The sequence below is a fragment of the Lachnoclostridium sp. genome (genome assembly GCF_031997925.1).
Taxonomy (GTDB): Bacteria; Bacillota; Clostridia; order Lachnospirales; family Lachnospiraceae; genus Lachnoclostridium.
Map to the genome: position 1 here is coordinate 92,271 of NZ_DAMADT010000010.1, position 14,272 is coordinate 106,542.

General features: G+C 34.8%; 14 protein-coding genes, 1 pseudogene and 1 riboswitch. Of the genes and pseudogenes, 10 read left to right on the forward strand and 5 right to left on the reverse strand.

From position 1 onward, the window contains the following. The 3 genes and pseudogenes from RTP52_RS09020 to RTP52_RS09030 form a co-directional block, all read left to right on the forward strand. A pseudogene (locus RTP52_RS09020) lies at positions 1-195 on the forward strand (2-oxoacid:acceptor oxidoreductase subunit alpha); the annotation flags it as partial. Position 196: 1 nt separating this feature from the next. Next, the gene (locus RTP52_RS09025) at positions 197-1,042 is read left to right on the forward strand and encodes a 2-oxoacid:ferredoxin oxidoreductase subunit beta (RefSeq protein WP_312370684.1); all 846 of its coding nucleotides are present in this window, start codon (positions 197-199) and stop codon (positions 1,040-1,042) included. Between the two features lie 241 nt (positions 1,043-1,283). Then, complete coding sequence (locus tag RTP52_RS09030) at positions 1,284-1,838, forward strand: rubrerythrin family protein (RefSeq protein WP_312370687.1); 555 nt, start codon at positions 1,284-1,286, stop codon at positions 1,836-1,838. A 429-nt stretch (positions 1,839-2,267) separates the two neighbouring features. On the opposite strand, the gene RTP52_RS09035 is transcribed toward RTP52_RS09030, so the two are convergent. Beyond that, complete coding sequence (locus RTP52_RS09035; protein ID WP_312370689.1) at positions 2,268-3,122, reverse strand: AAA family ATPase; 855 nt, start codon at positions 3,120-3,122, stop codon at positions 2,268-2,270. Positions 3,123-3,326: 204 nt separating this feature from the next. On the opposite strand from RTP52_RS09035, the gene RTP52_RS09040 reads away from it, so the two are divergent. Further along, on the forward strand, positions 3,327-3,884 hold the full coding sequence (locus RTP52_RS09040) for an acetylglutamate kinase (RefSeq protein ID WP_312100007.1): 558 nt from the start codon (positions 3,327-3,329) through the stop codon (positions 3,882-3,884). Between the two features lie 181 nt (positions 3,885-4,065). Here the strand turns inward: RTP52_RS09040 and RTP52_RS09045 are convergent, their stop codons facing one another. The 3 genes from RTP52_RS09045 to RTP52_RS09055 are packed head-to-tail and all read right to left on the reverse strand — an operon-like array spanning position 4,066 to position 5,980. After that, positions 4,066-4,551 carry a hypothetical protein gene (locus RTP52_RS09045; RefSeq protein ID WP_312370692.1) on the reverse strand — a complete coding sequence of 162 codons (486 nt, stop codon included), beginning with the start codon at positions 4,549-4,551 and terminating at the stop codon, positions 4,066-4,068. Between the two features lie 21 nt (positions 4,552-4,572). Further along, on the reverse strand, positions 4,573-5,610 hold the full coding sequence (locus tag RTP52_RS09050; protein ID WP_312370695.1) for a M56 family metallopeptidase: 1,038 nt from the start codon (positions 5,608-5,610) through the stop codon (positions 4,573-4,575). A gap of 10 nt (positions 5,611-5,620) precedes the next feature. Then, positions 5,621-5,980 carry a BlaI/MecI/CopY family transcriptional regulator gene (locus RTP52_RS09055; protein ID WP_312370697.1) on the reverse strand — a complete coding sequence of 120 codons (360 nt, stop codon included), beginning with the start codon at positions 5,978-5,980 and terminating at the stop codon, positions 5,621-5,623. A 276-nt stretch (positions 5,981-6,256) separates the two neighbouring features. On the opposite strand from RTP52_RS09055, the gene RTP52_RS09060 reads away from it, so the two are divergent. Both RTP52_RS09060 and RTP52_RS09065 read left to right on the forward strand, forming a co-directional pair. Next, the gene (locus RTP52_RS09060; protein WP_312370700.1) at positions 6,257-6,907 is read left to right on the forward strand and encodes an HAD family hydrolase; all 651 of its coding nucleotides are present in this window, start codon (positions 6,257-6,259) and stop codon (positions 6,905-6,907) included. 289 nt (positions 6,908-7,196) lie between these two features. Then, positions 7,197-8,255: an NAD(P)H-dependent flavin oxidoreductase gene (locus tag RTP52_RS09065; protein WP_312370701.1), complete on the forward strand. Its 1,059-nt coding sequence runs from the start codon at positions 7,197-7,199 to the stop codon at positions 8,253-8,255. An 87-nt stretch (positions 8,256-8,342) separates the two neighbouring features. Here the strand turns inward: RTP52_RS09065 and RTP52_RS09070 are convergent, their stop codons facing one another. Further along, positions 8,343-9,569: an L-serine ammonia-lyase, iron-sulfur-dependent, subunit alpha gene (locus tag RTP52_RS09070; RefSeq protein WP_312370703.1), complete on the reverse strand. Its 1,227-nt coding sequence runs from the start codon at positions 9,567-9,569 to the stop codon at positions 8,343-8,345. Between the two features lie 356 nt (positions 9,570-9,925). Between RTP52_RS09070 and RTP52_RS09075 the strand changes: the two genes are divergently transcribed. From RTP52_RS09075 to RTP52_RS09090, 4 genes are all read left to right on the forward strand, one after another. Further along, positions 9,926-10,072: a hypothetical protein gene (locus RTP52_RS09075; RefSeq protein ID WP_312370705.1), complete on the forward strand. Its 147-nt coding sequence runs from the start codon at positions 9,926-9,928 to the stop codon at positions 10,070-10,072. After that, positions 10,037-10,110, forward strand: a riboswitch (Fluoride riboswitch). Its footprint overlaps the gene before it by 36 nt. A gap of 144 nt (positions 10,111-10,254) precedes the next feature. Beyond that, positions 10,255-11,427, forward strand: a complete 1,173-nt coding sequence (locus tag RTP52_RS09080) for a cation:proton antiporter domain-containing protein (RefSeq protein WP_312099990.1) — start codon at positions 10,255-10,257, stop codon at positions 11,425-11,427. A 52-nt stretch (positions 11,428-11,479) separates the two neighbouring features. Next, entirely contained in the window at positions 11,480-12,340 is an 861-nt protein-coding gene (metF, locus tag RTP52_RS09085) for a methylenetetrahydrofolate reductase [NAD(P)H] (RefSeq protein WP_312370708.1), read from the forward strand. 34 nt (positions 12,341-12,374) lie between these two features. Beyond that, positions 12,375-14,261, forward strand: coding sequence for a glycoside hydrolase family 25 protein (locus RTP52_RS09090; RefSeq protein ID WP_312370709.1), 1,887 nt, complete (start codon positions 12,375-12,377; stop codon positions 14,259-14,261). Positions 14,262-14,272 lie beyond the last annotated feature (11 nt).

Sequence of the window (14,272 nt, forward strand, 5' to 3'; positions counted from 1 at the left end):
ACGAAACTCTTACAGGAAAAGACAAGTAAAGCAAAGCATATTATTAACATAGAGCAAAATTCAACGGGGCAATTAAAAGACCTTATTCGTGAACAAACAGGAATTCTTTGTACGGATAGTATTTTAAAATACGACGGCAGACAGATTTCCGGTGAAGAGATCGTAGAAAAAATACGAAAAGGAGGTCATAAGTAATATGTGCGAATTCAAAACGTATGAAACAGCATGGTGTCCTGGATGCGGTAATTTTAGTATTCTACAATGTCTAAAGACAGCGCTAGAAGAATTAAAGAAAGATCCCTATAAAGTATTAATGGTAGGTGGAATAGGTCAGGCAGCGAAGACACCTCAATATATCAGTGCAAATAGTTTTTGTGGTCTACATGGTAGATCATTACCAGCAGCAGTTGCCGCTAAGATTGCAAATGAAAAATTAACGGTGATTGTAAACACTGGAGACGGTGATTCTTATGGCGAAGGTGGCAATCATTTTATCCATAATATTCGCAGAAATGTTGATATTACACACTTTGTTCATGATAATCAGATTTATGGTTTAACGAAAGGTCAGGCTTCCCCTACAACATCGGAAGGGCAGATTACTGGTGTTCAAGTAAATGGTAGTGCAAATACTCCACTAAACCCAGTTCTAATGGCGATTGCAGCAGGAGCAGGGTTTGTAGCCAGAGCATTTAGTGGAGATACCAAACACTTAACTGAGATTATGAAACAGGCAATTACTTATCCTGGTTATGCAATCGTAGATATCCTACAACCTTGCGTTACCTTTAACAAAGTAAATACGTATGCTTATTATAAGAGCAGAGTATATCACTTGGAGGAAGACTATGATTCTTCCAATAAACTAGAGGCTATGAAACGTGCTATGGAATTTGATGATAGAATTCCGATTGGCATACTATATCAAGAGCAAAAACAAACCTTCCATCAAAAAAATATTGTTCTAGCAGGTAGAGAGCCACTGGTTGATCGACAAAGTGATAGTTCGGTTATTAAGGAGCTAATGAATGAATTTGTATAATCATAAAAAAAATATATAATTCAATTGTATAAGTCATAGAAATATTGTCTAAGGTATAATTAAAAATTAATCACCAAAGAAAAACAGATAGCAAAGTTAAGTAATATTGGTATCAGTGAAAGTATATCATAGTTTTGTACTTTCACTGGAACCTTATTAAATATTAAAATTGGGATTCATAACGGACTTATTCTTTCAAAGAATACAAGCCTTGATCCCGGAATAATTAGGAGGCATATTTATGGCAGTTAAAAACCCTATGACAAGTGACTTTTTACATTCCGCATACGGCGGAGAGAGCTTAGCTCATATGAGATATTTAGCATGGGCTAAGATAGCAGAAAAAGAAGGCTTTAAGAATATTGCAAGATTGTTAGAAGCAATCGCTTATGCTGAGTTGGTTCATGCGAACAATCATTTTCGTGAAATTGGTGGTGAGTTAACAGACGCAACTGTAACTGCAGGTGGTGTATTCGGTAATGGCAAAACAGTGGATAACCTCCAAGGAGCAATTAATGGTGAGCTTCACGAAGTTGAGCAGATGTACCCTGTATATTTAAATGCTGCCGAGTTCCAAGGAGAAACAGGTGCACAGCGTTCTTTCCATTTTGCATTAGAAGCTGAGAAAATACACGCGGATATGTTTGCTAAGGCACAGGAATGTGCAAAAGAAGGCAAAGATATGGAATTTACTTCTGTTCACATCTGTCCAGTCTGCGGCCATACCATACTAGATGATGCTCCTGATAATTGTCCAGTATGTGGCGCGAAAAAGGAAATGTATAAAGAGTTCTGATCTAAAACGAAAGAGTAGAACTAGTAATTAAAGAAAATAAATAGTATATATGTATGTGAATAGAAGGCATGAATAGAAGCATGGATAGAAAGTACGAAATAGAAAAATGCAATTAGAAAAAAAGAAATAAGAAAATGATATAGAGAAAAAGAAAAGAAAAAAAGAAATAGAAAAAAGAAAAGAAAAAAAGAAATAGAAAAAAAGAAATAGAAAAAAGAAAAGAAAAAAAAATCTAAAAATGTAATAGAAAAATGCAATACAAAATTTAAAAAAGTGACTATCAGACCTGTTTTCATTATATGAGGTTTTCATAGTCACTTTTTTCATGACAAGGAAAAAAGTCCACGAAGCCTGCTTTTTTCTTGTTTTAAAACTAAGGACCAAAGGTAAGTTATGATATTATGTTCTGAAAAATAAGTTAGAAATAAATCAAAACTCATTTCTATGAGCTTCAAAAAAGTCATGGTATATTTTAATATTTTTAAGTTCTGTCCAGGGCTTAGTCTTCACTGGAGTTTGATCAAGATCATAGATTTTAGCATCTTTCATACCTAATAAGAATGGAGAGTGTGTTGAGATTATGAATTGACAGCCAAAAAATCTTACGGATTCTTGTATGAAGTTAACTAATTCTATCTGTCGCTCAGGTGATAGGCTATTTTCGGGCTCATCAAGAAGATATAACCCATTTTCCTGTATCTTTTCTTGAAAATATAGAAAAGCATTTTCTCCGTTCGAATGTTCTCGTATATTTTCCATAAGGTTAGTACGTACGTATTTTGATTGCGTTTTACTTCTTGCTTGGTTTACTTTTTTTAATTGCTCATAATCCTCCATAGAGTTGAATTTAAAACTGGAATACTTGGCATCTAAATAGTCATCAAAAAGTTCTTCTCGCTTGGTATCAATTCCTTCATTCATCATTCGAATATTTAGCATGTAGTCAAATACATCATCACTGGTAATGGTCCTACTATTGCTTGGAATTTCTCTTAACAGTGAATACTCACAAAGCCTGATATAATCAGGGAAAAAGCTAGATTGATTAAACCTGGAATCTCTTTTTAACTTAAGCTTTTCCGATATAATATTTAAAGCTGTTGTTTTACCAGAACCATTACCACCATATAAAACTGTGATTGGTTCAAAGTTTAATATACTGAGTTCTTTCCTTGACAATATCTTAAAAGGATAAAAAGTGTTATAACATTTCCGTTGTATAGATAATATGAAGTCAAACTCCATCCCGTCATTCGGAAAGGTAAAAGAATCTAGATAAATCATAAATACACCTCACTAAAACCTTCTATTCTAAGATTTATTATACCTCACACAGAACATATGTTCAATACCAATAATTTTATCAATCAGGGATTAAATTTATCTTAAAAATAAAACAACATCAGAAATAAAATGCTGTTGTTCAGTAACCCACTATTTTTTCAAGCATACAATAGATTATATGAAACTTCTCCAAGGAGTTATGGTATGGAATGTATGAACTACGAGTACACAAGAAGACAATTAGACTTATCAAATGAGCTGCGTAATCTGTGGGAACAGCATGTTCTTTGGACACGTTCTTTTATCATTAGTACAGCAGCATCATTAGGAGATTTGGAGCCAGTTACAAAAAGATTAATGAGAAATCCAACTGATTTTGGCAATCTTTTCAGACTATTTTATGGAAGGCAGATCGCGCTAGAGTTTGAAGACCTTTTCACTCAACATTTGCAAATTGCAGGTGATTTAGTGAATGCAGCGAAAAAGGGTGATACTGCGGCAGCGGATGAAGCGCGCCGTAAATGGTATGAAAATGCAGATGAAATAGTATCATTTTTAGCTGAGATTAATCCATACTGGGATGTAGAAGATTGGAGAGATTTCTTTTATAGCCATCTTCAGATGACAGAACAAGAAGCAGCACTAAGGTTAGGTGGCAAATATGCTGAGGACGTAGCAATCTTTGATGAGATTGAGGCTGAAGCCTTAAAGATGGCAGATGAAATGTTCGAAGGTTTAATTAAGCAATTTTATGTATGTTAGATTCACATATTTTAGCAAAACATATCCATGACGTAGTAAAAGTAGGATAGTACTCTATTGATAAACAGATGATAGAAAGAAGTGAAGAAAAATAGTGTAAAGCTCTAAAATTATAATACAATTTTAGAGCTTTACTTTATAAAAAATATAAAAAAAGGGGCATAAATTAAGAAAAAATACATTAGAATGGTCGGCTTGATGTAACATAGGAAGTAATTTCTCCATAAGTATCACAGGTTACATTTAAATAAAAACTCATCTGTGTTGGAGGAATTGCAAAAATCATAGGTCTTGAAACCGTAGCGTAAGAAGATGATGTGTAATACTCAGCATTAGCATAGGTTAATTTATAGGTAGTTGGGGTATAAGTAGGTGGATTACAAACTAAGCATCTTACATAGCTACCATCCTGATATTCCCAAGTAGTATTCATATAAATAGTTGCAATATACTTTCCGGAAGTATCTGTAATGTTTACACCTGTGGTATGTGTGGTGGTGTAGGATAAAGCAGACATTCCTTTATTTTTATAATCTGTTATCGTAAATATGTATTCTCCAATTTGAAATACATTATCCTCATTCGTACTTGATGCTTTCACTGTGATTGGAGCTATAGATAGTGAAAGAATTCCAAGTACTAGAAGAAGTGATAGAAATTTTTTCATAGGATTAATCTCCTTTTCATATTATTGTTCGTTGATAGAGTCTGGTGTGTATACAATATCAAAAATGTTTATTTTCTCTGTGTTTAAATCTTGTAAAGTAGTTTCTTCCGCTGTGGAATAGTTCGTTTGATCTGCTACATCATTATGACTTGCACTGGCATTAATTCTCTGTGTAGTAATCATAATCGTAAGTAATCCTATTAAGGTAACTAGCGAGAGAATTTTACACGGTAGAGTTCTTTTTTTGAAGTCCATAATCAAAAGAATCCTTTCCTCCATGGAATTCTTCGATAGATAACTGTTTAACAGATCATGCTCCTCCATACACGTTGCAGAATGAACTAACAAAAGAGAGTATTCCTTTTTATAATTAACTCCCTTTGTTTTGATTACTGCTTCATCACAAGCGTACTCGATATCATTATTGTACATAAAACACATAATCCAAAGAAATGGGTTAAACCAGTATAATGATACAATTAGGAGCATGATTAACTTCTTGACTGCATCAAAATGTAATATATGTTCGTATTCGTGTTGTAAAATCAAAGATAAATGATTACGTTTTTTTTCATGAACAGGCAGCAAAATTACAGGACGTAAAATTCCATAAGTTAATGGTGATGATATTGTATTAGATTCCCGTATTCTAATTTTTCGTTTTAATTTATGGTCTGACAACCAGTTTAATATGTACATATCAGTTGCATCACTAGCTTTCTTAAACGTGCGAACAGATATCAAATAAGAGCATGAAAAGTACAAAAGGATTAGAATTGTACCTATTAGGCATATTATCCGTAAAGGAGCAAGATAATGTAGCATGAGCTCAGTTATGTTATTATTGATGGAAATCATAGTTGAACCTATGACATTAAGCTGCTGAGGTACAGACTTTGGCTTAGGAACAAAGAAAAATGGGAGAATAAAAGATAATAATACAAAGTCCCATAAAATAACTATATACCTTTTTGGAAGTAATTGTTTCATGAATTTTCGGATCAGTATCATAGCAAGTATGAATTCTGTACCTAAAATATGTATATAAAGAAATCTCATTAGCTTCTCCCTATTCTTTATCCCCTATGATTTCATTGAGTTTTTCTAGTTGCTGATCGGTTAACTTTTTTTTATGAAGTAGGTTAGCAAAAAGTAAATTACTAGAACCATTAAATAATTTATCAATTAAGGCTCTTGTTTCTTGCTCTTGAATTTCGTGTTTGGATACCAAAGGGTGACAAAGAAAGTTTGGCTCAATTCTTTCAATGGCTTCTTTTTGAATACATTTTTTTATAACAGTATAGGTAGTATTGATATTCCAACCAACATCTTTTAGTAAGCAATCGGACAATTCTTTAGCCGTCATGTCGCCTCTTTCCCATAACAAATTCATAACCTTTAATTCGGAATCAAATAACTTGATAGACATGTAATTACTCCTTTGTACTATTGCAATAGTATCGATATAATTATACTATCATAATAGTAAGCTTGTGTCAATATATTATGAAAATAATGTAAAAAGATGTCGGAAATAATTTGAAATGAAAGGGTTGATCATTACATGAATTGACATAATTTAAATGCCTTTCCTATTTGATTTTCTCATACAGCTTGATATAATGATAGTATTTAAGTGAGGGAGCAAAATTCAGAAGGTACGGTATGACAATTAAATCATTTCTGTACTGTTTAGGAGGAAAAAATGCAACAAATTAAGACAGTAATATTTGACTTGGACGGTACTTTATTAAATACATTAGAGGATCTTCAAAGTAGCGTGAATGCTACTCTTTCTACTTATGGTTATCCAGAAAGAAGCTTGGAGGAAGTCCGCCAATTTGTAGGAAATGGAGTAGCACGCTTAATGGAATTAGCAGTTCCTGAGCAACTAGATAGCGAGAAATCAAAGGAAGTTTTAGATAATTTTAAATTACATTATGCAAAGAACTGTAATAACAAGACAAAGCCTTATGATGGTATTCTTACACTTTTGAGTGATCTAAAAAATCAGGGGTATCGTCTTGCCATTGTTTCGAATAAGTTTGATGCAGCAGTGAAAGATTTAAATCAGTTGTATTTTTCAAATTATATCGAAGTTGCTATTGGACAGCGAGAAGGGGTTCGAAAAAAGCCATATCCCGATACTGTAAATATTGCACTGAAAGAATTAGGAAGCTGTGCACAGGAAGCATTATATATTGGTGATTCCGAAGTCGATATAGAAACTGCTAAAAATGCTGGTTTAAGAATGATATCTGTGGATTGGGGATTTCGAAAAAGGGAGGAATTAATCCAAAACGGAGCTAAGATTATAGTTGAAAAACCAGAAGATATTATAGAATACCTGAAATAATGTAATCAATCGTTTCACTAATGAAATTATTATATTCTATGGTTGAAAATTAAGAACAGATGTTAAACTTCATTTCAGAATAAAGTATCCTAAAAATAAATAGCGCAAGAATTAGCTAAGTAGGGTGTATAAGAGTGTGAGAAGTCGTCGACGACTTATAGGATAATCTCGTGCTACAGAGTCCTGCCAAAATGGATTAGGGTGAGGGAGAACGAAGCATTGAGTAATGGATAAAATCCAATAAGGAAACGCTGTATTTCAGACATTCAGTATGAAAAGGAGTAATATCATGGAGCTTAAACCACTAATTATAGGTAATTTAAAATCAAGATTTCCAATAATTCAAGGCGGCATGGGTGTTGGAATTAGTCTTAGCCGTCTTGCCGGTAATGTAGCAAAAGAAGGTGGAATTGGTATTATTTCCACTGCACAGATTGGATTTGAAGAGGAAGACTTCTATACCAATCCTGTGAATGCAAATCTTCGTGCGATAGAGAAACACTTGATTAAGGCAAAAGAAATTTCTGAAAATGGAATTGTTGGTGTTAATATTATGGTAGCATCGCAAAACTATAAGGAATATGTCATTTGTGCAGCGAAAAGTGGAGCAGACGTAATTATTTCGGGTGCAGGATTACCAATCTCATTACCAGAGTATGTAGAAGGATTCAATACCAAAATAGCGCCAATTGTTTCTAGTGTAAAAGCAGCCAATGTACTTTTAAAGATGTGGGATAGAAAATATCATCGAACTGCTGATTTTTTAGTTATTGAGGGACCAAAAGCAGGAGGTCACTTAGGATTTTCTTTGGAAGAGCTAGAAGGATTTGAAAGCTGGAACTATGAAGAAGAAATTAAGAAAATCATTGATTGTAAGAAGGACTACGAAGAGAAATACCAGGTTAAAATACCAGTGATTGTGGCAGGTGGAGTATTTGATCATAATGATATTTTACATTGCTTATCCCTAGGAGCAGATGGTGTTCAAATAGCATCAAGATTTGTTGTAACAGAAGAATGCGATGCTTCGCAAGCGTATAAGAATGAGTATCTGAATGCGGAGAAAGAAGATATAGAAATTGTAATAAGCCCTGTTGGAATGCCGGGAAGGGCAATTCACAATAAGTTCTTAGAGAAAATAAAAACAGAACGAGAAAGAATTGATCGTTGCTTACGATGTATTGTAACTTGCAATCCAAGCAATACACCATACTGTATTACGAAGGCATTGATTAATGCAGTCAAAGGAAATATCGATAATGCGTTATTATTCTGTGGTTCAGAAGTTTATCGTTTGAAAGAAATGACTACCGTTAAGAAGTTAATGAATGAATTAGTAATGGGTTAGATAAGAAACTTAAAGCGTATTTCTGCCTTTTAAAAGAACTGCCAAGTGAAATCACAAGAATATCACTTGGCAGTTTTTACGAGTCTATTATTCATCCTCATCCTTATCATTTTCATCAACTGGATACATCTTAGCAAGTCCACCCTCGGAGGTTTCCTTATAATGATGGAGCATGTCTTTTCCAGTTTGGTACATTGTTGCTATAACCATATCAAAGGAGATTTTTCTGGTATCGGCAAGAAAGTTTGCTAAACTTAAAGCATTAATAGCACGCATGGCTGCTACTGCATTTCGCTCAATGCATGGAATTTGCACCATACCTTTTATTGGATCGCAAGTAAGCCCGAGATGGTGTTCCATTGCGACTTCGGCAGCATATTCAATCTGATTGATTCCCATACCAACTAATTCTGCTAAAGCAGCAGAAGCCATACTACATGCACTTCCAATCTCAGCTTGACAACCACACTCTGCTCCACTGATAGATGCATTTGTTTTAATTAAATTTCCGATGATTCCACCAGTAGCAAGAGCATGTAAGATGTCTGTATCAGAAAACCCCTTTTTTTCTTGCATATATTTAAGCACGGCAGGTACTACACCAGCAGCACCACAAGTCGGAGCTGTTACTATAATTCCATTATCCGCATTTTGCTCACTTACTGCATAGGCATAAGCACATACTGTACGGTTTTCCCTTGTTTCTGCGGATTCATCCATATGGCGTTGATTTAAAAGATAGTAAGCCTTTCTTTGAATATGCAGCCCCCCAGGAAGTTCACCTTGTGTAGAGAGACCTTGATGGATGGAAGTCTTCATCTGGAACCAGACATCAGAGAGATAGTTCCATATCGAAGGACCTTCGATTTCTTCAACATATTGCCAGATACGTAAATTGTTAGTACGACAATACTCTGCGATTTCGGTGAAACTAGTTAATGGATAGATGTCTTGTAATTCAGCGTCTTTTCGGCCTTCAATCTGGATACTTCCTCCACCAACACTATAAACCCGCCAACTACCTATCATCTCTCCTTGCTTCATTGCACGAAAATCAAGGGTATTTGGATGGGGAAGTCCTTTTGTTGTTGTATCAAAAATTATTTTAACTTCATTTGGAGCAAGTGCTTGACGCAGTGCTCGGTCCGTACGATGTCCACGTCCTGTTTTTGCTAAGGAATCGTATAGAACTATTTCATAATATTCCACATCCGGAAATTCTGTTTTGAAAAGAGTTGCTGCTTTGGCTGGACCCATGGTGTGAGAACTGGATGGACCGGCACCAATTTTGTATAAATCTTTTAATGTTTTCAAGATAAGACTCCTTTTATTGTTATTTAATCATAACAAGGAAAAGTTTATGAAGCGTACTTTTCTTGTTTTAAGTATCAGTATGAACGTTAATTTAAAATAAGAGATGATTGCGTGTAAATCCAAATAATATATGTAACGGTATCTATTATTATTGTCTATAGTATAACTCAAGACTTTATTTCTAATGTAACGTTCTTCCATACACATTTTACCAATCGGTACAATTCTAACTCATATTTAGCAAAAGTGGAAGATGAAATAGCTGGATTTATTTAATTTTTTATATTGAAAGATAAAGTTATTGAAGGAGGACCCTATCATAAACTATAAAGTATTTCTGAGTATGTGAAAAAACTATGCCAGAAGCAAGAAAACAGGAATCTGATACCAGAAGCAATAGAACACGAATCCGATACCAGAAGGAAGAGAGCAGGAACCGATTGACATTCAGAAAATTAATTGATATACTGACTAACGGGAATGAAGTTCTCCCTTGGTTATAACCTAAACCGCTTATAAAGCTGATGACTTCTGTGAGATATCACAGGGGGAATCAGCTTTTTTTGTTTATGTAAGGAAAATGAATAAAAAGCAATGCATTTAGAAAATCATAGCTCAAAGAGAGCATATCAAGGATGGTAGCTGTGGATTTCAGAAAGAATTAATATAATATTTGGAGGTTTTTATGTTAACAAGTTTAGCACTCATTTTTTTACTTTCCTTAATATTGGGAGGAATTGCACAAAAGTTAAAATTACCAAGTTTATTAGGAATTTTATTAGCTGGAATGATATTAAGCCCTTATGCTCTTAATCTGTTAGATGGATCGATTCTTATGATTTCACCGGATTTAAGAAAGTTAGCTTTGGTAATAATTTTGACGCGTGCTGGTTTGTCTCTTGATTTAAAATCCCTGAAAAAGGTTGGACGCCCAGCGATATTAATGTGCTTTGTCCCTGCAAGTTTAGAAATCATAGGAGTTGTCTTATTAGCTCCAACTTTATTACAGGTATCTATATTAGAGGCAGCAATTATAGGAGCTGTAATTGCTGCAGTTTCCCCTGCGGTAGTGGTACCTAGAATGCTTCGTATTATGGAAGAGGGGTACGGAAAGAAACATAGTATCCCAGAACTTATTTTAGCAGGTGCATCCGTAGATGATGTATATGTTATTGTGTTATTTACTGCATTTACGTCTCTTGCGGGGGGAGAAGGTGTGTCAGTATTTGCATTTGTCGGAATACCGATATCCATTGTCCTTGGAATTTTATTTGGAGTAATCACCGGTATTATATTAAATTGGTTCTTTCGTAAGTTTCATTACCGTGATTCTGTTAAGATTCTTATTCTGTTGAGTATTTCATTTTTACTATTAGAGTTAGAGATAAGAATGCAAGAATTTCTACCAATGTCAGGGTTACTTGCTATCATGAGCTTAGGAATTACGTTATATCAAACTTATCCAATTCTTTCGGAACGTTTATCTGCAAAATACAATAAATTATGGGTGGCTGCTGAGATCGTTCTATTTGCTTTAGTCGGTGCGTCTGTTGACCTTTCCTATGCAGTGAAAGCGGGAGGAGCTGTCATCTTATTGGTTCTTGGTGCACTCTGCTTTAGAATGTTAGGAGTACTACTTTGCCTTATAAAAACACCTCTGACAAGGAAAGAAAGAATATTTTGTATGCTTGCCTATACACCAAAAGCTACTGTTCAGGCAGCAATTGGAGCTATTCCTCTTTCTATGGGATTACCATGCGGTGAGATCGTGTTAACAGTAGCGGTAATTTCTATTTTAATAACAGCACCAATGGGAGCAATATTTGTTGACAGATCCTACCACAAGTTGTTGACATAGAAGGTCAGGGTCTGATAAGATTTCAAAAAGAGATAAACTTGGGGGCAGGTCAATGCAGATTTCAAAAAAGTTCGGACAAGGGAAAACCGTATTTTCCCTTGAAGTTTTTCCACCGAAGAAGGATAGTCCGGTGGAAAGTATATATCGTGTGTTAGGAGAGTTAACAAAACTTAAACCTGACTTCATTAGTGTAACTTATGGGGCAGGAGGTAATGCAGCGGATCATACTACCTGTGATATTGCATCATATATTCAGACAAACTACGGAATTGATGCACTAACTCATCTTACTTGTGTAAATTCTACGAAAGAAGATATGGATACCACACTAGAATATCTAAAAAACCAAGGGGTTATGAACATCTTAGCTTTAAGAGGAGATAAAAATCCAGAGATAGAGCCAAAGAAAGACTTTACTTATGCCAGCAGCTTAGTAGAGTACATCAAGACCAAGGGAGATTTTCATCTATCTGGGGCTTGTTATCCCGAAATTCATATAGAAGCATCTAGTATAGAGGAGGATTTAGAGCATTTAAAATATAAGGTGGATTGTGGTGCAGAGCATCTGATCTCACAATTGTTTTTTGATAATGATTATTTTTTTGATTTTTTGGAAAAAGCAAGGAAGAAAGGAATTACAGTTCCAATTGAAGCTGGGATTATGCCAGTAGTAAATAAGAGACAAATTGAGCGTATGGTTACCATGTGTGGAGCTAGTATTCCTTCTAAACTTGCGAAGATTTTACAACGATATGAACACCAGGAAGAAGCATTAAGAGATGCTGGAATTGCGTATGCAGTAGAACAAATTATGCATTTAGTAGCAAGTGGAGTGGATGGAATCCATCTATATACAATGAATAACGCATACATAGCTACGAAGATTCATGAAGCGATCTTTCGCTTATTATAGGATACAGGTGTTAATAAAAAAATAGGAGAACACAATGGATAACGGAGAAAGAGATAACAGAGAGCTTCAGGATATGAAGGACTATTTGGAAATTGTCTTATCCGAGCTTGATGAGGTCAAGAAAAAACTTAATGATCAACCGATTAGGAATCAGTATACGGAATCGATGGAACAAAGGAAAAAAAGAAAACGAAGAAGAAACCCATTTAAGAAACTAGCAATTTTAGAGGGTGCATTATTACTTATACTTGGGATTTCTTTTGCAGTTCATCTAACGTTAGGTGCGAAAAGTAATGTCCCAACTTCTGGTGGTTCTATCTTTCAGGAAGGAAATAATGGTGGGGTGATATCCCCAGCGGTAAAAACGGTAAAGCAAGTGAAGGAATTAGCAAAATTAATTACACCTGAGCTTCAAAATGAAATCGCACCATTTAAAGTAACAACGGAACGTTTATTTGGTTTTGAATATCTGGTATTTACAGATGGAAGGGTAAAGATATGCTACCGTAATGAATTTTTAGAGGAAGAATTAGAAGATCGTCTCCGAATTCTTATCGATAATGGGACAAAGATGATGGAGCTAGATTGGGATTACGATCTAACTTCTGATTTAAAAGGCTTATGTCCTGCGTATGGCTCATTTCTAGCAGAAGGAGTGAAGCAATTCGTATTTCTAAATTATGCGGAAGAAGATAATAGCATTCCGGAAGAAGTAAGGATTATGGATGTAGACACTTTATGGGAATATCCTGTATTTTCTATGGAGCAGGCAGTAAAAGATTTATTTGTATTAAATTATGAGGAGCTTCATAGCGTCACAAATAAAGACGGAGATATGAGGATGACGATGAAGATAGGTTCTGCTTCTTATACCTATGCTATAACAAAAGAGGCCTATATTGACGCTGTTTATTATGATGAATTTTTACCAAAATATAATAAAAACTTTGATTTAAAGATTGATGAGGATGGAATTGGCTTTGAAACAGTGGTCTCACTTTCTGAGAAGGAGTATCTTGGGGAATTATCTGCAAAACTTATTTTACAGGATGGAGCTATCGTTTTAGGTAAGACAACCTTTAGCGCTTACGTAACCGCAGATCAAGAGGATAGTGAAAAAGGTGGATTGATTATTCCTAGTACAGACATATTAGATGAGAGAATTGCGTTATGGGGTCATCAAAACAAGCGGTATTTGGTGCCATTATCTAATAAGATTACACGTTTGTCCTACCAGCCAGAGAATTTTATTCCGTCGAATGGTAAGTTAGAATATATGGAGCAAGGGGTTAAGAAATCGATTCATGGAATTGATGTATCGAAGTATCAGGGTGATATCGACTGGAAGAAAGTAAAGGAATCTGGAGTGGAATTTGCAATCCTTCGTCTAGGCTTTCGAGGATTTAATGAAGGTACGTTAGAGATCGACCCATATTTTGTTCAAAACATAAAAGAAGCTACAAAAGCAGGAGTTCATGTTGGGGTATATTTCTTTTCTCAGGCAGTAACCTTAGAAGAAGCGAATGAGGAAGCGGAATTTGTTCTGGAGCAAATCAAAGATTACAAAATTACCTATCCAGTTATCTTTGATACGGAATATGTTACAACCTTTGATGCAAGAGCGAATAAATTATCAAGGCAGCTTAGAACAGATATTACCAAGACATTCTGTGAGAAGATACAAAAGGCAGGTTACCATCCGATGATTTATGCAAACACAAAATGGATGGTTATGGGGATTGACTTAGAGCAATTATCAACATATGATTTATGGTTTGCTTATTACGGAAATAATCTAACTTATCCTTATGATTTCCAGATGTATCAGTATTCTGATTCGGGTACCATTCCTGGTATTAAAGGAAATGTTGATTTAAATATAAGCTTTATAGACTATGCAAACCCTACCTTATTAGACTAAGAAATAATTTT